At 57.1% G+C, this 22760-nt stretch carries 22 protein-coding genes; 9 read left to right on the plus strand and 13 right to left on the minus strand.

Annotation, left to right across the window (positions count from 1 at the left end):
• Positions 1-40: 40 nt before the first annotated feature.
• The 4 genes from BFV97_RS09510 to BFV97_RS09525 are packed head-to-tail and all read right to left on the minus strand — an operon-like array spanning position 41 to position 2733.
• A complete protein-coding gene (locus tag BFV97_RS09510; protein WP_069300126.1) occupies positions 41-1075 on the minus strand; it encodes a MaoC family dehydratase in 1035 nt (344 codons plus the stop codon).
• Position 1076: 1 nt separating this feature from the next.
• A complete protein-coding gene (locus tag BFV97_RS09515; RefSeq protein ID WP_069300127.1) occupies positions 1077-1280 on the minus strand; it encodes a DUF1737 domain-containing protein in 204 nt (67 codons plus the stop codon).
• On the minus strand, positions 1277-1849 hold the full coding sequence (locus tag BFV97_RS09520; protein ID WP_069300128.1) for an NnrU family protein: 573 nt from the start codon (positions 1847-1849) through the stop codon (positions 1277-1279). The genes BFV97_RS09515 and BFV97_RS09520 overlap by 4 nt, the downstream gene beginning before the upstream one ends.
• An 11-nt stretch (positions 1850-1860) precedes the next feature.
• The gene (locus BFV97_RS09525; protein WP_069300283.1) at positions 1861-2733 is read right to left on the minus strand and encodes an HpcH/HpaI aldolase/citrate lyase family protein; all 873 of its coding nucleotides are present in this window, start codon (positions 2731-2733) and stop codon (positions 1861-1863) included.
• 355 nt (positions 2734-3088) lie between these two features.
• On the opposite strand from BFV97_RS09525, the gene BFV97_RS09530 reads away from it, so the two are divergent.
• Both BFV97_RS09530 and mdh read left to right on the plus strand, forming a co-directional pair.
• Positions 3089-3400 carry a hypothetical protein gene (locus tag BFV97_RS09530; protein ID WP_069300129.1) on the plus strand — a complete coding sequence of 104 codons (312 nt, stop codon included), beginning with the start codon at positions 3089-3091 and terminating at the stop codon, positions 3398-3400.
• Positions 3401-3678: 278 nt separating this feature from the next.
• Positions 3679-4641 carry a malate dehydrogenase gene (gene mdh / locus BFV97_RS09535; protein WP_069300130.1) on the plus strand — a complete coding sequence of 321 codons (963 nt, stop codon included), beginning with the start codon at positions 3679-3681 and terminating at the stop codon, positions 4639-4641.
• Between the two features lie 163 nt (positions 4642-4804).
• On the opposite strand, the gene BFV97_RS09540 is transcribed toward mdh, so the two are convergent.
• Both BFV97_RS09540 and BFV97_RS09545 read right to left on the minus strand, forming a co-directional pair.
• A complete protein-coding gene (locus BFV97_RS09540) occupies positions 4805-6280 on the minus strand; it encodes an NAD-dependent succinate-semialdehyde dehydrogenase (RefSeq protein ID WP_069300131.1) in 1476 nt (491 codons plus the stop codon).
• 110 nt (positions 6281-6390) lie between these two features.
• Complete coding sequence (locus BFV97_RS09545) at positions 6391-6819, minus strand: PACE efflux transporter (protein ID WP_069300132.1); 429 nt, start codon at positions 6817-6819, stop codon at positions 6391-6393.
• Positions 6820-7066: 247 nt separating this feature from the next.
• Between BFV97_RS09545 and BFV97_RS09550 the strand changes: the two genes are divergently transcribed.
• The 6 genes from BFV97_RS09550 to BFV97_RS09575 all read left to right on the plus strand — a co-directional run bounded on the left by BFV97_RS09550 (position 7067) and on the right by BFV97_RS09575 (position 13732).
• Positions 7067-8143, plus strand: coding sequence for a coiled-coil domain-containing protein (locus BFV97_RS09550; RefSeq protein ID WP_069300133.1), 1077 nt, complete (start codon positions 7067-7069; stop codon positions 8141-8143).
• Between the two features lie 27 nt (positions 8144-8170).
• Positions 8171-9289: a hypothetical protein gene (locus BFV97_RS09555; RefSeq protein WP_069300134.1), complete on the plus strand. Its 1119-nt coding sequence runs from the start codon at positions 8171-8173 to the stop codon at positions 9287-9289.
• Positions 9290-9307: 18 nt separating this feature from the next.
• A complete protein-coding gene (locus tag BFV97_RS09560) occupies positions 9308-11254 on the plus strand; it encodes an ATP-binding protein (protein ID WP_069300135.1) in 1947 nt (648 codons plus the stop codon).
• A 73-nt stretch (positions 11255-11327) separates the two neighbouring features.
• Complete coding sequence (locus BFV97_RS09565; protein WP_069300136.1) at positions 11328-12785, plus strand: DUF6638 family protein; 1458 nt, start codon at positions 11328-11330, stop codon at positions 12783-12785.
• Between the two features lie 4 nt (positions 12786-12789).
• Positions 12790-13059 carry a hypothetical protein gene (locus BFV97_RS09570; protein ID WP_069300137.1) on the plus strand — a complete coding sequence of 90 codons (270 nt, stop codon included), beginning with the start codon at positions 12790-12792 and terminating at the stop codon, positions 13057-13059.
• 10 nt (positions 13060-13069) lie between these two features.
• Positions 13070-13732, plus strand: a complete 663-nt coding sequence (locus tag BFV97_RS09575; RefSeq protein ID WP_069300138.1) for a DUF1523 family protein — start codon at positions 13070-13072, stop codon at positions 13730-13732.
• A gap of 133 nt (positions 13733-13865) precedes the next feature.
• On the opposite strand, the gene BFV97_RS09580 is transcribed toward BFV97_RS09575, so the two are convergent.
• The 7 genes from BFV97_RS09580 to BFV97_RS09610 all read right to left on the minus strand — a co-directional run bounded on the left by BFV97_RS09580 (position 13866) and on the right by BFV97_RS09610 (position 21927).
• Complete coding sequence (locus BFV97_RS09580) at positions 13866-15083, minus strand: MFS transporter (protein ID WP_069300139.1); 1218 nt, start codon at positions 15081-15083, stop codon at positions 13866-13868.
• 292 nt (positions 15084-15375) lie between these two features.
• A complete protein-coding gene (locus BFV97_RS19045) occupies positions 15376-15927 on the minus strand; it encodes a VPLPA-CTERM sorting domain-containing protein (protein ID WP_069300140.1) in 552 nt (183 codons plus the stop codon).
• A 602-nt stretch (positions 15928-16529) separates the two neighbouring features.
• On the minus strand, positions 16530-17018 hold the full coding sequence (locus BFV97_RS09590) for an Hsp20 family protein (RefSeq protein ID WP_069300141.1): 489 nt from the start codon (positions 17016-17018) through the stop codon (positions 16530-16532).
• A gap of 134 nt (positions 17019-17152) precedes the next feature.
• On the minus strand, positions 17153-17965 hold the full coding sequence (locus tag BFV97_RS09595) for a trypsin-like serine peptidase (protein ID WP_069300142.1): 813 nt from the start codon (positions 17963-17965) through the stop codon (positions 17153-17155).
• Positions 17966-18077: 112 nt separating this feature from the next.
• Entirely contained in the window at positions 18078-19364 is a 1287-nt protein-coding gene (gene glcF, locus BFV97_RS09600; protein WP_069300143.1) for a glycolate oxidase subunit GlcF, read from the minus strand.
• The gene (locus BFV97_RS09605; protein ID WP_069300284.1) at positions 19364-20449 is read right to left on the minus strand and encodes an FAD-binding protein; all 1086 of its coding nucleotides are present in this window, start codon (positions 20447-20449) and stop codon (positions 19364-19366) included. Before BFV97_RS09605 ends, glcF begins: the two co-directional genes overlap by 1 nt.
• A 38-nt stretch (positions 20450-20487) precedes the next feature.
• Positions 20488-21927 (minus strand): FAD-linked oxidase C-terminal domain-containing protein, encoded by a 1440-nt coding sequence (locus BFV97_RS09610; protein WP_069300144.1) that lies wholly within the window; start codon positions 21925-21927, stop codon positions 20488-20490.
• 112 nt (positions 21928-22039) lie between these two features.
• Here BFV97_RS09610 and BFV97_RS09615 point away from each other — a divergent pair, with 112 nt between their 5' ends.
• The gene (locus BFV97_RS09615; protein WP_069300145.1) at positions 22040-22738 is read left to right on the plus strand and encodes a DUF599 domain-containing protein; all 699 of its coding nucleotides are present in this window, start codon (positions 22040-22042) and stop codon (positions 22736-22738) included.
• Positions 22739-22760: the final 22 nt, after the last annotated feature.

A 22760-nucleotide genomic window follows, 5' to 3' on the forward strand; every position in this document is an offset into this window, starting at 1 on the left:
CAAATCCGGACCGCGCCGCGTGCAGGGCCAGTCCGGAATATCAGGATGGCATCAGCGCCCAGTAATCCAGATCAAGCAGCACGTCGGGACGGTACTTTCCGTCTGTGCCGCGCAGTTCCATATCCGCGCTGTCGCCTTTGGTGGCAACCAACCGCAAGCGGATTGCGCTGACCCCTTTTGCAGAGGTTTCGGATTTATCCAGCACTTCGGACCATGCGCGGATTGTATCCCCTGACAGACAGGGGTTGGCATGGGCACCGGCATTGATCCCCGCGATCATCTGCGCATTGGCCAGACCGTTGAACGACAGGGCGCGGGCCATGGAAATCACATGACCGCCATAGATCAGCCGCGTGCCATCCGGTCGGGCCGACGTATCAAAATGTACCTTGGCTGTATTCTGCCACAGGCGCGTTGCGATCATATGTTCGGCTTCCTCTATGGTGACACCGTCCACATGGTTGATCTTCTCGCCCACCTCATAATCCGCGGCACGGTGAGGTTCACCTGCAAGGGCATAATCGTAAGCGCTGAAATCCAGTCCGTCCGGAATGGTCAGATCAGCCGCATCAATGACACTGCTAAGTTCCGGCAGGACGGTTTCGGGCGCTGCGGCATCAAGATCCCGTTTGCGCACCATCACCCAGCGTTTGTAATCGATCACCACTTCGTCGCGCTGGTTAAAGCCTTTGGAATGGACCCAGACCACACCGCTTTTGCCGTTGGAGTTCTGCTTTAGCCCGATCACCTCGGACGTGGTGCGCAGGGTGTCGCCGGCATACACCGGTTTCAGGAAATGCCCCTCTGCATAGCCCAAGTTGGCCAGCGCGTTCAGGGATACATCCGGCACGGTCTTTCCGAAGACGACATGGAAGGCGGCCAGATCATCCAGTGGCGCGGCGGGCAGTCCGCTGGCACGGGCAAATTCATCCGAGGAATAGAGCGCATGGCGGGCCGGATAGAGCGCGTGATATAGTGCGCGTTCCCCCCCTGAAATCGTGCGTGGCACCGCGTGGTGGATGGTCTCCCCGACGGTGTAATCTTCAAAAAAGCGGCCTGCGTTCGTCTTTACCATTTTATGCCTGCCCCAGTTTCATATCCGGCGAATAGTCCTGATCGCTTTCTTTTGTGACAGCCTGCGCACAGCGCATCACGCCATTTGCGCCGTCAAACGCATAGGAGGGAGAGCCATGCAGCGACCAGCCTTTAGACAGGGCCTCGGTCACGCGGTGGCAGAATTGCGAGGTGTCATCCTCGGTGATCAGACGGTAAACAATCATGCGTAAGTTCCCAAAAACGGATTGTGGCCCAATGCCACGTGAATGCCTGCGATGATGGCGTAAAGCACCAGCGCGATGACCAGCAGACGAATGTCGCCCTTGATCGGGCCGGGTTCAGGCCGTGCCCAAGTGGGCTCGGCGCGGTTGATCAGAAGGATTTCAGCCACAGCCCAGAGCGCCATAGAGCCGAACAGCACCACAGAAGCAAAATCGCCGTTTACCAGAAGGTGGGCAAAGGACCAGACGATCACGCCCAGCAGCATCGGATGCCGGAACCAACTGCGCATTTTACCCTTGGAAGACCCCGCCCCCAGCAACATGACAGCAACCAGCATCAGCAGGTTGTTCAGATGGCCCATCCCTGCAAGCGGCGCGTAGACCGGATCATAGGGTGCAGCGCGGTAGCCGATCACCATCAACACGATGGAGATCACCAACAACACGGCGATAACGCCTTTGGCTGGTCCCTGCCCCATAGCGCGGCCCATGGCCGCCCGTGCTTCCGGTGCGATCCTTTTGAAAAGATGGACCAGTATCCAGATGGCAATGCCAAGATATAGAAGCGTCATGGGGGTATCCCTCAGGTTTCACTGGCTGCGATGGCATCCGCTTTGGCCAACAGCGCGCGTGCGGTTACGATGTGCAGATTCTCTACTATCTTGCCATCCAGCACCGCAATGCCTTTTCCGCTTTCTTCCGCTTCCTTGAAGGCCGCCATCTGGCGTTTCGCCAGCTCGATCTCTGCTTCGGAGGGACGATAGGCGGTGTTCGTCGGGGCAAGCTGGTCCGGGTGCAGCAGGGATTTTCCATCAAACCCCATCAAGCGCCCGTGGTCGAGTTCGACCTGCAAGCCTTCCACATCGCGAAAGGCGTTATAGACACCGTCGATACAGATCAGCCCGTAGGCCCGTGCCGCCAGCAGACACAGACCGATGGACGCCGCAAGCGCCGTGCGTGCCGGATCGGTTTGCGCGCCCAGATCCTTGATCAGATCGTTCGAGCCAAGCACCATACCTGCCATGCGCGGCGCGGCTGCGATCTCGCGGGCATTCAGCATGGACAGAGGTGTTTCCATCATGGCCCAGATCTTTGTGTGGGCGCAGTTCTCTGCCCCGTCCAGAATTGTCGCCAGCTTTTCGATGTCCGCTGCGCTGTAGACTTTGGGCAGCAGGATCGCTTCGGGGCCGGCCGGCAGGATCGTATCAAGATCATCCATCGCCCATTCGGTTTCAAACCCGTTGATCCGCACCAGCAACGCGCGGTTGCCATAATCCAGATCCCGCAGAGCATCCGCCACATGGCCCCGCGCCTCGGCTTTGGCTTCGGGGGCGACCGCATCTTCCAGATCGAAAATTATCCCGTCCGTTGGCAGTGTTTGTGCCTTCTCCAGCGCACGGGTCTTGGACCCCGGAATGTAAAGAACAGAACGATACGGGCGGTTTTCAGCGGTCATCTTGGCGGCTCCGGTCAAAAGGAAGGTCGGTTTCGGGTTCAGGATCAACCACAGTTTTCCGTGCAACACAACAAGGCCGCGCAACAATACTACCGGAATGCGCCATAGTTACGCAGCATTCTTGCGCAGCGTGTCCGGTTTTAGCCGGAGAGTCCGCGCCGTTAACCATTTTTTTCCGCTTTTCGGTCCAATCTGAACGCACACCGTCACAGGGGAACGGGCCGGCCGGTTGGCCGCCTGAATATAGACCGGAAGCAGCCCTGTGATCACATCAGACCAATTTCGGGTCGCTGGCGCAGATCAAGACGGACAAGGCCGGTTTCGCCACCCCCCGTTGAAAGAACGGAGACAACAGATGCAAAAACTCCTTTTCGCCCTGTCGCTGGGGTTCCTCGGCGTCATTCTGGCCCATAGCGCGGCCCAGTCCCAACCGGCCAGCTGCGCCGAACGCACGCGGGTTGTGGAGAGGCTTCAGACCAAATACGGCGAGACGCGGCGCTCTATTGGTCTGGCCGCGAATAACGGCGTGATAGAGGTGTTTGCCAGTGCGCACAGCGGTAGCTGGACCATCGTGATCACGCGGCCCGACGGAATGACCTGCCTCGTCGCCGCCGGTGAGTCCTATGAGTCCGTGAACGACCCTGCGCAGGACGGGGAAAAAGCCTGATCCCGACACCAACCGGAGCCACACCGCCCCCTTTGTCGGGTGGCTCCGCTACACGGAATTGTCCAAATCCGAATCAAATGTATACAACGGCATGCAAGTGACCGCAGGTTTACGCCCGCCAGCCCGATGCCCGGCTTCACAGAATAACTGTTTTATCACAGTGCCTTAGCCGTCTACGTTAAGGATAACTCCCCCAAAGCGGCCCAAATGTGCCTTGCTCTGCCTACCCAATGGCGGTAGCACACGGTCGAGTTTCACATCACACGGGAGTTTGAAACATGGCGAGAGCAAAGATTGCATTGATCGGCGCAGGCCAGATCGGCGGCACATTGGCCCACCTGGCAGCCCTTAAAGAGCTGGGCGACGTTGTCCTTTTCGACATTGCCGAAGGTATTCCACAAGGCAAGGCGCTCGACATCGCTGAAGCCGCACCTGTTGATGGCTATGACGCAGCCATGAGCGGCGCAAATGACTATGCAGATATCGCTGGTGCAGATGTGTGCATCGTAACAGCCGGTGTTGCCCGCAAACCCGGCATGAGCCGCGACGACCTGCTGGGCATCAACCTGAAAGTCATGAAATCCGTTGGCGAAGGCATCGCGAAACACGCACCGAACGCCTTTGTGATCTGCATCACCAACCCGCTGGACGCGATGGTATGGGCACTCCGCGAATTTTCTGGCCTGCCAAAAGAAAAAGTCTGCGGCATGGCTGGCATTCTGGACAGCGCCCGTTTCCGTCACTTCCTTGCGGATGAGTTCAAAGTGTCCGTTAAAGACGTAACTGCCTTTGTTCTGGGCGGCCACGGCGACACGATGGTGCCGCTGACACGGTATTCCACCGTTGCAGGTATCCCATTGCCGGACATGGTAAAAATGGGCTGGACCACACAGGACAAACTGGACGCCATCGTCCAGCGCACCCGTGATGGCGGTGCTGAAATCGTTGGTCTGCTGAAAACCGGCTCTGCTTTCTACGCGCCTGCGGCCTCTGCTATCGAAATGGCCGAAGCCTACCTGAAAGACCAGAAGCGCGTGCTGCCATGTGCAGCAAACGTGGAAGGCGCTTACGGGCTCGACGGGATGTATGTTGGCGTGCCAACCGTGATCGGTGCTGGTGGCATCGAGAAAGTCATCGAAATCGACATGAACAAAGACGAAAAAGCCATGTTCGACAAATCTGTCGACGCGGTTAAAGGTCTGGTAGCCGCCTGTCAGGGGATCGACTCCTCTCTGGCGTAAACCGGCCTGCCCTTAAAAACGAAAAGCCCCGCAACAGTTTGCGGGGCTTTTTTTGGGCCGGATGTCGGGCCTCCGGCGGGAGTATTATTCGGAACATTGAAGGTTTGCGGACTCAAAAAAACCGCGCCGGTTGGGGCGCGGTATTCTCTTTGGGTTTTCTGACTTAAATCGAGGTGCAGATATACTTCATTTCGAGGTAGTCTTCGGTGCCGTGGCGCGAGCCTTCGCGACCGATGCCGGATTGTTTGACGCCGCCAAACGGGGCGAGTTCGGTTGAGATCAGGCCGGTGTTCACGCCAACCATCCCGTATTCCAGTGCTTCCTGTACACGGTGTACGCGGGACAGGTCGTTGGAGTAGAAATAGGACGCCAGACCGAAAATCGTGTCATTGGCGGCTGCGACCACTTCTTCTTCGGTGTCGAATTTGAACAACGGCGCAACCGGGCCGAAGGTTTCGTCGTTTGTAACCATCATGTCAGAGGTTACGCCGGTCAGGATTGTCGGTTCAAAGAAGGTGCCGCCAAGGGCGTGGCGCTTGCCACCTGCCGCAATTTTTGCGCCTTTGTCGGTGGCATCCTTGATGTGTTCTTCGACCTTTTCCACCGCATCTTCAGAAATCAGCGGCCCGACCGTGACGCCGTCTTCCAGACCATCACCGACGGTCATTTTCTCAACCGCAGCGGCCAGCTTTTCAGCAAAAGCATCATAGACGCCGGCTTGTACGTAAATCCGGTTGGCGCAAACGCAGGTCTGGCCGTTGTTGCGGTATTTAGAGATCATCGCGCCCTCAACCGCTTTGTCGAGGTCAGCATCGTCAAACACGATGAACGGTGCGTTGCCGCCCAGTTCCATCGAGGTTTTCATGATCTGCCCTGCGGCCTGTTCCATCAGGATGCGGCCCACTTCGGTGGAGCCTGTGAAGGTCAGTTTACGCACAATCGGGTTGTCGCAGAATTCCTTGCCCACAATGGAGGCGCGGGTGTTGGTGACGACCGAGAACACGCCTGCGGGGACACCGGCCCGTTCAGCCAACAGTGCCATAGCCAGTGCCGAAAGCGGGGTTTCTTTTGCGGGACGGGCGACAAAGGTACAGCCGACCGCCAGAGCGGGCGCCACTTTGCGCGCGATCATCGCATTGGGGAAGTTCCACGGCGTGATCGAGGCCACAACGCCCACGGGTTGTTTGATCACGGTGATGCGTTTGTCAGGCTGGTGGCCCGGAATGGTTTCGCCGTAGTTGCGCTTGGCTTCCTCACCGAACCATTCGATAAAAGAGGCACCGTAGAGGATCTCGCCGCGCCCTTCGGCAAAGGGTTTGCCCATCTCGGCCGTCAGGATGCGGCCCAGATCATCGGCGTTTTCCACCATCAGATCATACCATTTCCGCAGGATCGCGGCGCGGTCCTTGCCGGTGCGGGCGGCCCATTCCTTTTGGGATTTCTGTGCCGCATCAATGGCACGTTTAACTTCGTCGATGCCAAGATCGGGCAATGTGGTCAACACATCGCCGCGGGCAGGGTTTTTCACCTCAAAGGTGGCGCCGCTGTCCGCGTCGATCCACTCCCCCGCTACATATGCCTGTGCGCACAGGAGCGAAGGATCGTTCAAGAGGTTTTTCAATTCGGTCTTATCAAGCATGCGGGGCTCCTCCGGTAACATGTTCATTTCCGCGGCGAGGTGACACGATTTCTACCCCAAGGGCAAGGCCGCAAAACCGCTTTGATCTGCCAAATCCGGTTGCTGTCCGGTTAAACCGCGCGGATCGTGGCGGGCGCGGGGAAAATCAGGTCATAGGCCCATGTGAAGACGAATGTGTAGAACAGGTAAAACAGGGTAAAGGACATATCGAACAAAAGCGCCTGAAAGAGGGGCAATTCGAGCCACCACATCACAAAAGGCAGCATCATCAGCATCATTGCGGTTTCAAAGCCCACTGTATGGATGACGCGGGCACGCACGGATTTTGCAGTGCTGCCGGTTTTATACTGCAGCACCAGATCGAATATCAGGTTGTAGACGTAGTTCAATACTGTCGCCAGAACCGAGCCTGCAACAGCAATCACGCCAATCCCTGCAAGCGAAAGGTCGAGAAACAGAATACCGACAGTGATGAGGATGCTCAGGGCTAGTCCTTCAAACAAAAGCGCCTGACGGATACGATCGAAAGTTGTACGCATGGGAATTCCCTTTAGATGTGCTTAAAGGGTCGTCCCTTTCCAATAAGTAACTCCGCCAGCAAAGCCGCGGAGGAGGTCGTCCTCTGGCGGTGATCATATCAAACGGCGGGGGCAAGGCAAGGGCGGTTTAATCAGGGGTGATGGTGCGAAACGCTCGACAATTTCGATAAATCGCCGCAAAACTATTATAATCGGAGAGTATGCTTCTTAAATAAACGGAAGCAAAACGATTTTGAAAGGGTTTAAGATGGCAGATTTTGACGCGCAGATCAGGGAATCTCAGGCACAGGTGGAGGCAGCGCAGTCTAAAATCTCGGAAATGTCCTCCAAGCTGGAACAAGCACAGGACAAGATGAAATCCGGCGACGATATTTCGATTGATATAGAAAACGCCTCGCTGGATGATGTGCACGCCCATTCGGACGCGATGAATGCAAATATCGCTGAACTGATCATGGGGCTGGACGATGTAACCTCTGCCTTCAGTCAGGATTTTGATGCGATGCGCACGAAAACCGGCTGGGAAACCTTTGTGGGGATCTTCTCCAAGGGGCGGTCCGAAAGTCTGCGGCAGGAACGGATGCGCACCGCCAGTATTGACGACAAACTGCAGGATCTAATTTCAAAATCGGATGTGATTGTGAACCTGTTGCAAAGCCAGCTTGCCGTTTTGAACGAACATAAAACGCGGGTGGAAGGCAATTTGCAGGAAACCCTGACGGAACGGGAAGCTGTGGTGGGTGAGCTGGAACAGATCAAGGCCGATCTGCTGGCGATGGACCCGAGCATTATCGAGCTGGAAAACAAGATCTCGATGGAGCAGGACGCCGCCGCACGCACCAAGCTGGAAAGCGAACTTGCGGCGCTGAACGCCAAATATAACGAGCTGGCACAAGCCGAACAGGTCAAACTGGCCAACTCCCAGACGCTGGAACGCTATATCGAAAAGGGCAAATCCTGGGTCGATAGTCTGCAAAATCAGGCGGCTACCCAGATGGTTTTGATTAACAAGCTGCAAACAGACACCAAGCAGCGGGTGGTTTTATACGATGCGCTGACGAAGTCCCTGAAAACCGCGCAACAGCAGGATGTGGCCCATAAGATCAACGAAATCGGCGTGCAGACAGATCAGGAGGCGCAAACCGCGATGGCGGCGATTGGGTCAGCTACAAACCAGCGCATGGCCGAAATGATGGAAAAGCACGAGGATCACATGGTCTTTGCCCGTAAGGTGCTGGAGGAAAAGGCGAAATCCGACGAACGCTTTGCCCGACGTTTTGAGAAAATTGTCGAGAAACACGATAAGAACCTCTATGGCGCATAGAGGTTTTTCCGCTGCGGGGCTGTCTGAATGAACGTTGATCTGACGCTTGATCACGAATATCTGCAAGGCGCAGCCCGCACGCGGCGCTATTTCGCGAATTTTGCGAAAATCATTGCCCATCTGGAGCGGGTCACGGACCTGTCCAGCGATGATGGTCTGGTGGGCCGTGCCGAGGCAGAGATCATCAAGGACTACCTGTCACGGCTCAGCCACACGTTTTCGGCGCTGTCCTACAAGTATCTGATGACATGGCGGGTCTCTGGCGCCTTGCCCAACGGGATGACCGTGGACCGTCAGGACAGCGGCTTTCCGGTGTTTCAGGAACTCTTGCAGATGGCAAATGATGCGCTGAACGCAGAGCATCACCTGCGAACATCCCAGTCGCCTGAAGAGATCAAAAAGGCGATGGTGCGGCATATTCTGAACGAGCAATCCCACCCCACCGCATTGCAATACGCCCTGTCCCAGCGGCTCTACTACGAGGCACTGGCCGGGCGGGATCTGTTTTATGCAGGCAATGACCCCCAAGCGGTCTGGCGGGGCAATATCGACGACGGGCGGCGGCGCTATCTGTTGCATTGGGCAAGCTATGACAGCCAGACCAATCTACCCGCGCTCTATCTGATGGAACTGGAAGATTCAGGACGCACGCCGCTGGTGCAGGATGAGCGGCGCTGGCCGCAGGTGCAGGCCCATCTGATGGCGCAGGCGGTGTCGGGGCTAAAGCTGGTGACAATCGGCACCGGGTTTGATCAGGATTTCGACGATCTGCACCCGAAAAAACTGCGCCGGATCCATATCGGGCCGATGTATTCCCACGCCTACACCGAACAAACCGGCCCGTTGCGCGATGTTCTGGCCGAAACCGCCGGACAGGAGGGCATGGACTGGGCGCTGGCGTGGACGGTGGAAACCCTGTGGTCGAAATCTGTCACCGAGGAAAAAACCGGCTGGTTTTCCTCAGCCGAGCGGGAGATTTTCAATCTGGAAGATCGCGGAGAGCAGACCGGCGCAACCGAGCAGAACCGCGCCCTGATCCTGCCACAACGGGCCTATCAGGTGCTTAAGGATCGGGACCCTGCGGGAATGCGCAATGTGCGCAAATACGTCGTGGGCAACAGCGGGCGCGTGGCCAGTTACAATTGACGACAGGATTTTGAGACAATGAATGAAACCGGCAATCTGATGGAACTGAAAGAGGAGTTGATCCTTGGCAAGTATGACGCGGCGCTGGCGATGCTGGACGGGTTCGATCATACGCCGCGACTGGCGCAGAAACGGGATGGCGAACCGCAAAAGGAACGCTCCAGCGGGATCGGGACGCGGCGGCGGTTCCGCTCTACCACGCCGGGGCTGGTGACGCGCAGCACGGCGCGACCTGAAGGGGTGCATCTGATCGAACGGATCGAGGGTGCGGATGAAAGCGATCCGCTGACCTCTCCGAAACAGGCCAGCGTGTTGCAGGCCCTGCGCCGTGCGCTGGCGGTGGCCCATGTGGTCAGCGACCAGTTTGCCGACCAGACGGGTCTTTCGGCCCTGCTGAAAGACAATCTCGCCGGAGCGCTGCCACCTGCAAAAAAGGGCGCATTTGGAGAGCTTCTGGCAGCCTCTGCCGCCATTTCCCTGCATGTTTTTGCCAATACGGCGGCCTATCTGCTGTCCTCGACTGCGGCGTCCGAAGGTGAAGGCACCGTCGATATTGGCGAGGTCGAAGAGGTGCTGACCGACAACCCGCAGCTGGCGCTACACGGTGCCTTGTGGGAGCTGGATCAGGACCTTGCACTATTTGCCAAGGATGAAGCGGGCGTTGTCCATGTGGTGCAGGCGTTCTGCGAAAAGCTGATGGAAAAAGTCGCGCTGCGGGCAGGCTCCCTGCCCCGGCTGGAGCCGTTCCGGACCGTGTCTTATCGCGTAGAGGCGGATGATTTTGAGATCAACGGCTTCACCGCCAGCCATAAGGCGAAATCCACCAAACTGACCATGACGTTCAAAAAGCCGAACGAGGTGGTCGGCAACCATATCGCCAAATATCAAGCGATGAAACTGGCCAAAATGCTGATGGCCTATGATTTTGACCGCCAGTTGAACCCCTTTGCCGAACTGGGCGGCTTTATCTTTACCTTTATGGGCGATGGTGCGCCCGGCACGGGGAAAACCACGTTGATCCAGATGATGGCGGGGATGATTAACGATTATTGCACCAATGCGGGCTATGCCTTTCGCTATCAGAACCTCAGCACCGATTCGATTGACAGCTATCAGGGGAAGTCGGCCCAGAACGCCAAGGCGTTCATCAATAACGTGATTGATCCCAAGGTGATCGGCTTTGGCACAATCGACGACATCGACCAGCTTGCCGGTAAGCGGGGCGACAGACAGTCGAGCGCGGGGCAGTTGGAAATCACCGCCGTCCTGATGGAAAGCTTTGCCGGTGCCAATACCGTGGTGCGCGGCAATTGTACCTTTGGCATGTTCTCGAACTATCCCGAAAATGTGGACGATGCCCTGCGCCAGCGGGCGGGGGCGCGGTTTCTGGTGGACGGGCCGCAAACCCGCGAGGATTACATCGACATCCTGCACCTGCTGATGGGCAAGAACCATTCGATCCCGACAGGGGAACATGAACTCTTTGCCGCCCAGCAGATCAAAAAGGCAGTCGCGGCGAGCTATGAAAGCCATTCCAAACCCCATGAAACAGGGTTGCTGAACGTGTTTGACCGTGTCACTTCGGAAATTGGTGCGCTTGATACGATTGCCAAGCTTGGCACCTATCTGAAGGGAATTCAGCAGGCCGATCCGCGCTTTACCGGCCGCGCCATCAAGAACATCACGGATGCCGTCAAAGTCCGCGCGATGAATTTTGAACTGCCGGATGAATGGATGGAGAATACCGACCTGTTTCTGGCAAAGGACTATGAGACCAAAAAGGCAATGATCGCCGAACTGGCCCAGCCGATCACGGTTGAGATGGTCATTCAGGAAATCAACCGCTACGCCGATTCCGAGTTCCGGTACGCAGATAAATCCGACGAGGTGGCGATTGAAAATATGGTTCGGGAGTTTGCGCGGAACGAGGAAGCCAAACGGCGGTATCTGGAGGGCAAGGTTTGAGGGCTTTCCTTGATTTAATATCCGTTGTGTTTCGTTTCGTCGGGCTGAAGCCCGACCTACGGGGTGCCCTCTCATGATGCGTCTTGTGCGTCGGGGGTTGATGTTCGGGAACCTGTTTGAGGTGCGCTCCCCCACTTTGGTGGAACGCTACAACCGTGCGCTGGAACATCTGACGGGGCGGCGGACTGCGCTGACGGAATTCCATCTGGATATTTCCGGCTATTCCCCTGAAATCGGGGATGAATTTGGCGATGATCTCTACCTCAATCCCAACGGATGCAACCGGCAGTTTATTGTGCTGTCCACCGAGCAAAAGACCGCGCCGCTGCTGAATGCGAAATTCTCTACCTCGCGCAGCATCCTGCGGCGTTGGATGGATGAAAACGAGGATCAGTTGTTTGCGCTGACCGCCAAGGATGCCGTGGCCGGAGAGTTGGTGAACTCTGTGTTTTCAGTTCAGCGTCCCAACGACCTGCTGGCCATGCGCCGGATAGAGGTTGAGGCCGACACAACGGCCTCTACGGTTGAGGATGGCAAAATCCTGCAAGGCAAAATCGACCGTTTCCTGCGGGAAGAGGACGCGTGGTGGGATGATGTGCTGATTGCCGAGATGATCGAGATCGGCAAGAAAACCGGCGATATTACCCGCAATCCGGTCGTCTTTACCCACAACAGCTTTGAACAGCGCAACTTTTACACCTCTCATTTTGGCGGGCTGTACGTGTTCCGCGATTTGGAAGAGGCGGCCGTAATTTCGGCGCAGGTTGTAGATGACGTATCCGAGTGGGATGTCGAATACGTAATGGATTTTACCCAGCGCAATGACATCGCGACCTTCCTGGCAGCGAATAACCTTGTGGAGCCGATCACCTCGGCGCGGGGGCGGGATGTGGCTGCGATCCTGCAACAAAAGCTCGATTTTATTGTCGTGGACACCGCCGCCGCATCAGGTGAGCAGTTTGAAAATCCGGATCGCAGGACCCTGCGCCAGCTTGCACGCAGACATTTCCACCATCTGCCACAGGAATACGAAGGGCTATACCGTTTGTGGCAATGGGCGCGGGGTCAGGGGGACTGGCCGCGGATCACCTCTGAACATCCGGCCTATTTCTATACGTTACGGGCCAGCGATCACGCCGATAAGGATCTGGTGAACATGCTTCTGGCGGAACTCGCCCCGCTGGATGTGCGCCAGTTGTTCATCTGCCACAAAGAAGCCTTCTACCGTGCCTATGCCGGATGGTCGGACGCCAAAAAGGACTTTGTGGCAGAATATCTGGCCTCTGCCTATATGATGGACAAGGCCGGCGCGCGGGAGGAATTGTTCGGCCATGACGCCGCCATAGACGCCCCCCCGCCTGCCAGAGAACCGCAGGCCCGCAAGCCGGCAATCCAGCCTTGGGGTCGTCGCAAGGATGATGATGACGACGATTACGACGACGACGATGATGATGATGATGATGATGATGACGATAAAGACCGCGATATGATACGACTGGTGGGCCCTTGGGGGGCGGTAAAACGGAGATAGTCCAATGTTCGGATGGGTGAGATTAATCATTATCGGCTTGTTTTTGATGACAATCGTCTACATCTGTCTGTCATGGTACTCCCGTTCTGTGCGGCGTGAGAAACTGGAAAAGCAGTTTGACGAAGGCGCAGAACATCCCGGTCCCCGTGAACAGTTCATCGAGGACGGGCTGAAAGCCTATGAAGGGTCGCTCCGGCGCAAGCTGATCTGGGGCGTTTACGTTATTCCGGTCATTCTGGTGATCGTGATGCTATATGTGACAAATTTTATGTGAGGATGGCCATATGCGCTGGTTCAAATGGGGTTTCTGGATTGTCTTGATCGCGCTGGTCTTTGCGTTCCTGCATTATACGCTGCCACAGCGCGACATCGTGCGGGTGACAGGAACCGAAATTATCCGGCAGGATTTCTCCAAATGGAACCGCATCTTTTACGCCCAGACCGACAGCGGCAACAACGAGAACGTTAACCGCGACCTGCGCCTGATTAACACGGTCTATCCCGACGGCAAAATCATGGTTTTTCGCAATGAAGACACCGGATTTGGCTGGCCGTGGTATTTCAAACTGGACAGCTCTAACCTGCACGCAGAAGCGGCGGACAGGGTTTCTACCCGTGCGGCGCCGGAATGGGTGGCAATCAAACACTACGGCTGGCGCAATGAATACCTGTCGATCTATCCAAATGCGGTGACAATCTGGGATGTTTCGGGTCCGGATGCACGGATTATCCCTTGGTCGAACTTTGTGATTTATGCGGTCATCGGGCTGCTTATGCTGGGATTTTACCGGTTGGTGCAACGGTTCAAACGGCGCAAGATTGATCCTGCGCTGGCCCAGATAGAGGAACGCTGGGACGCGGTCGAAATCCGCGCTGCGGAAGCGGGCGAGGATGTAAACCGCGCCAGAGGCGGCGTACGCGCCTGGTTCAAAAGCTGGTTCGGATAATTGCGAAAGCGGCAGATGACAGGGCGAAACCGGATCCGGACCTGCCCCTTTCAATGCGCCGCTGCCTTGAACGAGTACCACCGACACAGGTGGTTATAACCGGCCTGATCTGTTCAGCCCGGTTTCTGTTTGGTCACACCGCAGCGGCGGCCGATTTGCGATGTGCCGCATAGTAAATCGTGATCACGATCATCAGGTTCAGCAGGCCAAACAGCGCCGCATTTCCAAAAGCCCATGTATAGGCACCCGTCAAATCAAACGACAGCCCCCCCTGCCAGCCGCCAAGCGCATGTCCGAGCCAGCCAAACGAAAGGACTATGCCCGTGGCTGATGCGCGGCGGGATTCCGGTGTCAGGGCTCTGACAGAGATCAAAACACCCGTCATAACGCCGCCGTATCCAAAACCGTAAAGCGGCGCAAACAGCCAGAAAGATTGCATTGTGCCCAGCATCAAAAAGCCGAGCATCAAGGCGGTTTGCCATGCCGTTGCCGCCATCCAAGCGCGCAGCGGTCCGATCAGGTCTGCCAGTCGCCCGAAGAACAAACGCCCGCCGATTGCGGCCATTAACATCAGCAACAATGGTCCGCCTGCCTCTGCCCCTACGCCGCAAACGCTCTGGATGAGGGGAACAAGATGCATCAGGGGAACAGCCATTCCCGCGCAACAGCCCAAGACCGCAATGGACAGCGCAGGCAGCACCACCCAGTGCGAAAGCCTCGGGCGGTCCGTGCTATCCGCGCGGGAAATGTTCTGGGTTTTCGCAGGGGGTTCGCGCATCAGAAACGACAGCGGCACCAGCGTAACGGCTGCCAGAACCCCTAGACTGGTAATCGCAGTCTGCCAGCCGAAATTCTCAATCAGATACCCCGCGCCATAAGGCACCAACCCCTGCCCCATCGCCTGCCCCGCAGAGGCAATCCCGATGGCCAGCCCCGCGCCGGTCTGAAACCAGCGCCCGACCAGCGCCATAACCGGCGCAAACAGCGCACCACCGCCAAACACACCAGCGCCGAAAAACAGCGCGTAAAACTGCCAGAGCGTTTGCGCATAGGCAGATGTTACCAAGGTCACGGACATCGCTACGGCACCGATCAGACAGACGGTACGGGTCTGCACTCGGTCCGCCAGAAACCCCATTCCGATGCCACCCAATCCGATGCCGATCAAGCCGACAGAATTGATGGCAGAAGTATCCGCACGGCTCCACCCGAAATGCGCCTCCAGAGGCAGCAGAAAAGCCGAAATACCATTAACCAACGTCCCCATCGCAATCGCCAGCAAAAGGGCGGCTGCCAAAACGACCAACCAACGAAACGCCGGTTCGGACGGTCTGTCTTGCTCTAGTTCCATGCTCAAATCCCTTTGCTATGAAATTCTCCGGAAGCAAAAAATGCGACTTCCGACAGGATCACGTCTATGGGAATTTAATGTCACGAGGCACAAGCCTGTTACAAGCTCAACCTTACGTATCAACTACGGATTGTTACGCTGAAAGGCGTGGTTATGGCGCGTAAGAGGCGATCCGTTTTTATGTGGCGGAACGACCGCAAGCAGCGATGCACCTGTTTTCGCATCGCAGGTTCATAAGTTGCGGCCCCGATTGACGATACTTCAGGGCCGCAGTTGGATTAGGTCTTGAAAATCAGGCTTTCTTACGACGCCTCACCGCAGCAAGCCCCCCGAGACCGGCCAACAGCAACCAGCCCGCGGCGGGAAGCGGTACGGGAGTTAAGGGTTGGTAGTAGATGGACGCGTGTGACAGGTCCTTAGAGGAAGTCCATGCCCCCGATGTTGTGTCGACAAGGAAGGAGGCCCATCCGTTGCCTGCTTTCAGATTGATGATCACGCTCGACGCGCTCGCAAGGGACGTTAATCCCCAAGCACCAGAAGTCGAACCATTGACGACACCGGAATTGAACGTAATGCTTTGGTCTCCTGAAGAAACGTCGTCATTCTTATCGGCTAGAATCCAATTGGTCAGGCCGAATATTGAAAAGGTTGATCCAATGTCGTTTGTATCGTTCCCATTGAAACAAGCCGCATCTAACGCATCGGTAAGCGATAGGGTTGCAGCAGAATTTCCAGGGCCGGACGTGGTGCACGACATAGTTGCAGAATTTGCAGGACCCGTCAGCGCCAGAAGACCACCAACTGCAAGGGTCATAATTGTAGATTTAATCTTAAAATAAACCATTTTGGCCACCCTGTTCTCTAAGAGAGATTAAAGAGGTTAAAAAAGTATTGAGTTAAATTTTACCACGTTTTCCAATTTTTAAGTATTTTTTCATACTTAACGACTAGAACCCTGTAAAACATTACAATTATTGTCGGTCTATACTTACTTGCAGTGGAATCTGCTCCATGTATTTCACCAATACATAACCCTAGCTTCTGCGGGTTTTCAGCGAATCACTATGATCGCTCTTCCGGTCGCAGCGCAACGGCGGTGCCACGGCTACGGGATCCGCTTAGCCAAACAGCCAATCTGATCAATTAGAGGGGTTTGCTGCTGTCACCGGTGCATTCGTGGCGGAAATGTCGGTCGCTCGACTTAGCGCTTCTCGGCCGTAACGGAACAGAGCCAAGCTATCCGGACAGCAGCCTTCATTAACCAACACCACCGGACAACCCGCGCAAAAGCCAACCCCCGCTGTGTCTCACAACGGGGGTTCTGCAATGACAGGTCGTGTAGCTTCAGAAGGGACAGTTGAGCTACACGACGGCTTGGCCGGCCTATTGGGAGGCAGGCAGGTTCCCGGCGCCCGAGGGGGAGGAAAAGGGGCGCCGGAAATTGGCTTAAGCAGTTTCTTTCTTGGTCACTTTTTTATCGGCTTTGGCTTCAATCGCCTTGCCCGGACCGGCGATTTCAATACGCCGCGGCTTCAGTGCCTCTGGCACTTCGCGCACCAGATCCACATGCAGGATACCGTTTTCTGTCTTCGCGCCAGTGGCACGGACATGATCCGCAAGGTGGAAACGCTTTTCAAAAGCGCGGGACGCAATGCCGCGATGCAGGTAGGTCACGTCAGCGGACTCACTCTCGGCATCCGCTTTCTTGGCGGAGATAACCAGTTGACCATCACGCATTTCGATGGAGAGTTCGTCATCTGTGAAACCTGCAACAGCTACAGAGATCCTGTAGGCGTTTTCGTCGGTTTTTTCGATGTTGTAGGGGGGGTAGCCGTTCGTGTTGACATCGACAGTCATGGCACGGTCCAGCATGGATGCAAGACGGTCAAAGCCGACGGTGGAACGGTAAAGGGGTGCAAAATCATAAGTTCGCATAGGGAAACATCCTCCTTAAGAAGCGATACTTCAGGTATGGCCTTCCGGTATGGACAGGCCGATTTCTGACACCGGACCCCGTTATGGGCATCCGGTAACACACAATCTAGGAGTCGGGTTTCACCCTTTCAAGATCAGTACTTCAAAAAACTTGTCTGGTCAGAGCGACCCAGTTGTTCGCTTAAAGATTTGGAAGAAGGACGCTTGGATTTGAACACGCCGTTGTCCGATTTTAACTGTCCCATTAGCTCTTCCAGAGGGCGGCCGAGCGAGGTGCCCAGCGCCACTTCGCGATTGTTCCATGTCGCTTTGGCAGAAATCACGGACGCGATTTTCGGATAGCCGTTTTCCATGACAAAGATCGGGGAACCGGATGCCCCGAAGGTGGCGAGACAGGACAGAACCAGCACGGAAAGGCTTTTGCCGAGGATTTCGCAAGGTTCCTCAATCGAGGGCCAGTCATCCCGGTCGCGCCCGTAAGAGACCACTTTGACCGAAGTGCCGATTGTCGGACGCGGTGCACGCTCAAAGGGCATGATGGTGGTGTTGCGGATCGGATGCTGCAATTCGATGATGGAAATGTCATGGCCCACATTGTTGAACTCTGCCGATCCCTGATGGGCGTAGGCAGGATGCACAACGACGCGCCGCCCGACGCCGTGGGCCGCAGCACGGCCCTGACGCCAACCGGCGGCGAAGGTGATTTCGCCGGCATCGAGCACCCTGCCGGTGTAGGGATCAAACACGCAGTGGGCCGCGGTCAGGACCAGATCGGGGGCGATCAGGGCACCCGTGCAAAAACCGCCGCTTGCGGTGTTGACGCGTCCGACAGACTGCCATGCGCGGGCTTCGTCCGCGGTCATCAGTTTGCGCAGGGGGTCGCCATTCTCGGCGGTGGCGAGCGTGGCAAAAAAGACTGAAAATATGGCTAAAAGACGCGCGATCATGACAGCTACCCGTTGTTCTACCCTGCCAGTTTGTCCCAACACTTGGTCTAAAACATGTCCGTACGACGAAAAATTATGTCAAGGTTGAGGCAACCACGCCCGACCGCCCTGCTCAGCCCGCCAGTGCCGGCGGTTTCGGACCTCCTGTGGCCCAGTCGAGCAGCTCTACCGTATGGACAACAGGCACGCCTGTGCCGCTGCCGATCTGCATCATACAGCCGATATTGCCTGCTGAAATGACATCCGGCTGCTTTGCTTCCAGCGTGTCTACTTTCCGCGCCTTCAACTGGCCCGAGATTTCCGGCTGCAACAGGTTATACGTCCCGGCCGAGCCGCAACACAGGTGGCTATCTGCGGGTTCGACCACATCAAATCCGGCCCGCTTCAGCAGGGTTTTCGGGTGGGACTTGATCTGCTGGCCATGTTGCAGGCTACAGGCCGCGTGATAGGCCACCCGCAGCCCCTTGGACGTGCCTTCCGGCAGGTCCAGCTTCATCAGAACCTCCGACACATCCATTGCCAGTGCCGAAACCCGCGCCGCATCTTCGGCCAGCGGATCATTGCGGAACATGTGGCCGTAGTCCTTCACCGTGGTGCCACAACCCGAAGTGTTGATCACCACTGCATCAAGCCCGTCACGGTCCATTTCTGCACTCCAGACCTTGATGTTCTGCGCGGCGGCCATATGGCTTTCATCGACCCTCCCCATGTGATGCACCAGCGCCCCGCAGCATCCCTGCCCCTTGGCGATCACCACCTCACAGCCCAGCCGCCGCAACAGGCGAATGGTGGCATCGTTAATATCCGTGTTCAGCGCCTTTTGCGCACATCCCGTCATCAACGCCACACGCATCCTGCGTGTGCCAATGGCGGGAAAAACCTGCGCGTCGTCATTCCGGCTGACCGGAGGAATATGTTTTGGCGCCATTTCCAGCATCGCCCGCAATCGCGGGTCCGGTAGAAACCGCGCGAAAGGCCGCCCGATCTTTGCCCCAAGCAAGGCAACACGAAACCGTCCCGGATAGGGAAGAATTCGCGCCAGTGTCCAGCGCAGCAGACGGTCCATCAGCGGGCGCTTATAAGTCTCCTCTATATGGGCCCGCGCGTGATCCACCAGATGCATGTAATGCACCCCGCTAGGGCAGGTTGTCATACAGGCCAGACAGGACAGGCACCTGTCGATATGTTTGACCGTTTTTTCATCCGCCGGGCGACCTGCCTCCAGCATATCTTTGATCAGATAGATCCGCCCGCGCGGGCTGTCCAATTCATCCCCGAGCACCTGATAGGTCGGGCAGGTTGCCGTGCAAAACCCACAATGTACGCATGCTCTTAAAATTTCGTTACTGCGTGCCGTGGAAGGATCGGCCAGTTGCTCCGGTGTGAAGGTGGTTTGCATCAGTCCATAATCCCCGCATTCAGTATTCCGCGCGGATCAAATTGCGCCCGCACCCCTTTAGACAGGGCCGCTACAGGCGCGGGTTCGGGGTGGAATACCGGACCACAGCCCTGCCCCCGCACCAATGTCGCGTGGCCTTTGAAACCGCCCATGACACTGCGCAAATCGAACCCCGAAGGCACCTCGGCCCAGATCAGGCCACCGCCCCAGTCATAAAGCCGCGGCGCCTCCCCCAGCAAAGTGCCCAGTGCCGCGCCATCAGAGGGTTTCACCGAAATCCGCCACAGATCGCCCCTGCCACCTGCGAACAGGCTGGCATCACGGATCGCCGTCCAATCCACACTGTCCTCCACAGAAACATCGCCAAACTGTGCCAGCGTCTGCTGGAGTTTGCCGCTGCGATAGGCCACTGACTCTGCAAAGCCTTCCAGCCGCAAAAGTGTCATCTGCCGCGCCGGATCATGGACCGCGCCCGAAACCTCATAGGGTGAGCCGAGCGCTGTGGACATGGCCTCAACCGCCCTTTGCTCATCAAGACCCTGCACCACCACTGTCGCCGTTGCTTCCACACCGGGCAGCACCTTAAACGCCACCTCACTAATCACCCCGAGGCTGCCATAGGACCCCGCCAGCAGCTTTACCAGATCATATCCGGTGACATTTTTCATCACCCGACCGCCGTTCTTGATGACATCACCGCGCCCGTCCACGAAACGCACGCCGATCAGACTGTCCCGACAGGCCCCCGCCTGTATCCGACGCGGCCCCGAGGCATTGGCCGCAACCACCCCGCCGATGGTGGACTGCCCCGTTGCACCCGTCAGTGCCCCTGTAAGCGGCGGCTCGAACGGCAGGCGCTGGTTCTCTGCGGCTAGGGCGGCTTCAAGCTCTGCCAGCGGCGTTCCGGCCCCGGCGACAATGGTCAGCGCCCCCGGCTCATAAAGGGTAATCCCCGTCAGACCCGTCGTTGACAGCACCTCGCCCTGCGCACGCCCGATACTGCGGGTGCCACCGCCGATGATGCGCAACGGGCCGGTCGCCCCTCTAATCGCTGCGCTTAATTCTGCTTCACTCTCGGGCCGGATCATCTGTGGACTTTCTGCTGGGATTCAAATGCGGCGGATCAGGCCGCCAGACTGCGGCGGCCTTGCGTGACGGACAGGGGAAACACTTTGGACGGGTTTAACAACCACTGAGGATCGAACACATCCTTAACCCGCAACTGCGCCTCCAGATCAACGGCGTCAAACTGGGTCTGCATAAGATCGCGCTTTTCCACCCCGACGCCGTGTTCGCCTGTCAAGCAGCCGCCCACTTCGACACAAAGCTTCAGAATATCCGCGCCCATCTGTTCGCACAGTTCCAGATCGCCCGGCTTATTCGCATCAAACAGGATCAGCGGGTGCATATTGCCATCACCTGCGTGAAACACATTCCCCACGCCCAGCCCGTAGTCTTTTGACAGTTCGGAAATCCGGCGCAGAACGTAAGGCAGGCTCGACACAGGGATCGTACCGTCCAGACACATGTAATCGTTGATCTGCCCCATGGCGCCAAAGGCGGATTTTCGGCCCAGCCAGATCGCGGCACTTTCCTCGGCCGAGGTGCTCTCGCGCAGTTCCACCGGATTGTGCCGCCGCGCGATGTCACTGATCACGCCAAGCTGCATGTCGATCTCCGCATCCGATCCTTCCACCTCAACAATCAGCAACGCCTCGCACATGGGGTATCCGGCCTTGGCAAAAGCCTCGGTCGCCTCGATACAGGGGCGGTCCATGAATTCGATCGCTACAGGCAGAACACCAGCCTTGATGATGTCCGAAACACAAGCCCCTGCCACCTCGTTGCTGTCAAAACCGATCAAAACGGGCCGCGCCCCTTCCGGTTTGCGCAAAATCCGCAAGGTCGCTTCCGTCACCACGCCAAGCTGGCCTTCCGATCCGCAGACCACCCCGAGCAGGTCCAGCCCGCCCGCATCCAGATGCGCGCCTCCCAGTTCGATCACAGTGCCATCCATCAGAACCATCGTAACCCCGAGCAGATTGTTGGTCGTCACCCCGTATTTCAGACAATGCGCCCCGCCTGAGTTCATCCCGATGTTGCCGGCAATAGCGCAAGCAAGCTGGCTGGACGGATCAGGCGCGTAGAAGAAATCTTCTTCCTCCACCGCTCCGGTCACGCTCAGATTGGTGCGTCCTGTCTGCACGCGAATGTAGCGGTCGGCGTAATTGGTCTCGAGCACGTCATTCATCTTGGCCACGCCAAGGATCACACAATCCGCGGTGGGCAAGGCCCCACCAGCCAGCGAGGTGCCCGCCCCGCGTGGTACCACAGGCACGCCCATCTCGTGGCAGATTTTCAGCACGGCCGAAACCTCTGCCGTGGTGGAAGGCAAAACCGCCGCAAGTGGCGCACATTTATAAGCGGTCAGGGCGTCGCATTCATACACCCGCGTCTCAAGCGGTTCGTGGATCACCGCATCTCGCGGCAGCACCGCCTGCAACCGTGCGACCAGCTGCTGCTTGCGCGCGATCACCGCTCCGTTTGGCACAGGCATTTCCATGGTCAACACTCCTCGCGGTTTTGGTAACTTAATATGACCAATTCCCCAAATTGCAAGCATTACCCGCCGCAATCCTCTTTCTCTGTACCACATCCTGCGTTAGAGACAGAGCATGCGTGACAGACTACCCGACCTTTTGCTCCATTTCAGCCTGCTTGACGGGCTGGCCCTGTTGGTCCTGCTGTTATGCTGGTTCTTTTGCACCTTCACAATCGAACGCCGCACCTCCGCGAAGCTCTCTACCCATATGCTGATGGAAGGCTACCGCATCCGCTGGATGGAACAAATGCTGACCCGCCAGCCGCGAATATTTGACAGTGCGATCCTTGGCATCATGCGCAACGGGTCCACCTTTTTCGCCAGTTCCTGCATGATCGCCATTGGCGGTTGTGTGGCGCTGCTGGGCGGGGCAGAGCAACTGACCGTCATTGCCTCGGACCTGTCGGACGCGCTGGTGGTGCCGAAAATCGTCTGGGAGGTCAAAATCCTCATGCTCATGGGGTTTCTGGGCAATGGCTTTCTGAAATTCGTCTGGTCGGTCCGCCTGTTTGGATATTGTGCCATTGTCATGGCCTCGGTGCCAAACGATCCCGCCGACCCCGAGGCCATGCCCACCGCGCGCAAGGCCGCCGACATTTCAAACCATGCGGCCCGCAGCTTTAATCGCGGCCTGCGCAGCGTCTATTTCACCATTGCAACCCTGACGTGGCTTATCGGTCCGATCCCCCTGATCATCGCCGCCATCACCACCACGGTCGTGCTCTACCGGCGCGAGTTCAACTCCCGCTCCCGCGCCGCACTCGCGGCCTGAAACGCCCCCCGTTTCAATGTTC

Origin of the sequence: Neptunicoccus sediminis, assembly GCF_001719615.1 — a bacterium.
Taxonomy (GTDB): domain Bacteria; phylum Pseudomonadota; class Alphaproteobacteria; order Rhodobacterales; family Rhodobacteraceae; genus Amylibacter; species Amylibacter sediminis.

Coding starts and splice junctions, on each gene's coding strand:
- BFV97_RS09510 (WP_069300126.1), bottom strand. CDS start 1,075: ATGGTAAAGACGAACGCAGGCCGCTTTTTTGAAGATTACACCGTCGGG.
- BFV97_RS09515 (WP_069300127.1), bottom strand. CDS start 1,280: ATGATTGTTTACCGTCTGATCACCGAGGATGACACCTCGCAATTCTGC.
- BFV97_RS09520 (WP_069300128.1), bottom strand. CDS start 1,849: ATGACGCTTCTATATCTTGGCATTGCCATCTGGATACTGGTCCATCTT.
- BFV97_RS09525 (WP_069300283.1), bottom strand. CDS start 2,733: ATGACCGCTGAAAACCGCCCGTATCGTTCTGTTCTTTACATTCCGGGG.
- BFV97_RS09530 (WP_069300129.1), top strand. CDS start 3,089: ATGCAAAAACTCCTTTTCGCCCTGTCGCTGGGGTTCCTCGGCGTCATT.
- mdh (WP_069300130.1), top strand. CDS start 3,679: ATGGCGAGAGCAAAGATTGCATTGATCGGCGCAGGCCAGATCGGCGGC.
- BFV97_RS09540 (WP_069300131.1), bottom strand. CDS start 6,280: ATGCTTGATAAGACCGAATTGAAAAACCTCTTGAACGATCCTTCGCTC.
- BFV97_RS09545 (WP_069300132.1), bottom strand. CDS start 6,819: ATGCGTACAACTTTCGATCGTATCCGTCAGGCGCTTTTGTTTGAAGGA.
- BFV97_RS09550 (WP_069300133.1), top strand. CDS start 7,067: ATGGCAGATTTTGACGCGCAGATCAGGGAATCTCAGGCACAGGTGGAG.
- BFV97_RS09555 (WP_069300134.1), top strand. CDS start 8,171: ATGAACGTTGATCTGACGCTTGATCACGAATATCTGCAAGGCGCAGCC.
- BFV97_RS09560 (WP_069300135.1), top strand. CDS start 9,308: ATGAATGAAACCGGCAATCTGATGGAACTGAAAGAGGAGTTGATCCTT.
- BFV97_RS09565 (WP_069300136.1), top strand. CDS start 11,328: ATGATGCGTCTTGTGCGTCGGGGGTTGATGTTCGGGAACCTGTTTGAG.
- BFV97_RS09570 (WP_069300137.1), top strand. CDS start 12,790: ATGTTCGGATGGGTGAGATTAATCATTATCGGCTTGTTTTTGATGACA.
- BFV97_RS09575 (WP_069300138.1), top strand. CDS start 13,070: ATGCGCTGGTTCAAATGGGGTTTCTGGATTGTCTTGATCGCGCTGGTC.
- BFV97_RS09580 (WP_069300139.1), bottom strand. CDS start 15,083: ATGGAACTAGAGCAAGACAGACCGTCCGAACCGGCGTTTCGTTGGTTG.
- BFV97_RS19045 (WP_069300140.1), bottom strand. CDS start 15,927: ATGGTTTATTTTAAGATTAAATCTACAATTATGACCCTTGCAGTTGGT.
- BFV97_RS09590 (WP_069300141.1), bottom strand. CDS start 17,018: ATGCGAACTTATGATTTTGCACCCCTTTACCGTTCCACCGTCGGCTTT.
- BFV97_RS09595 (WP_069300142.1), bottom strand. CDS start 17,965: ATGATCGCGCGTCTTTTAGCCATATTTTCAGTCTTTTTTGCCACGCTC.
- glcF (WP_069300143.1), bottom strand. CDS start 19,364: ATGCAAACCACCTTCACACCGGAGCAACTGGCCGATCCTTCCACGGCA.
- BFV97_RS09610 (WP_069300144.1), bottom strand. CDS start 21,927: ATGGAAATGCCTGTGCCAAACGGAGCGGTGATCGCGCGCAAGCAGCAG.
- BFV97_RS09615 (WP_069300145.1), top strand. CDS start 22,040: ATGCGTGACAGACTACCCGACCTTTTGCTCCATTTCAGCCTGCTTGAC.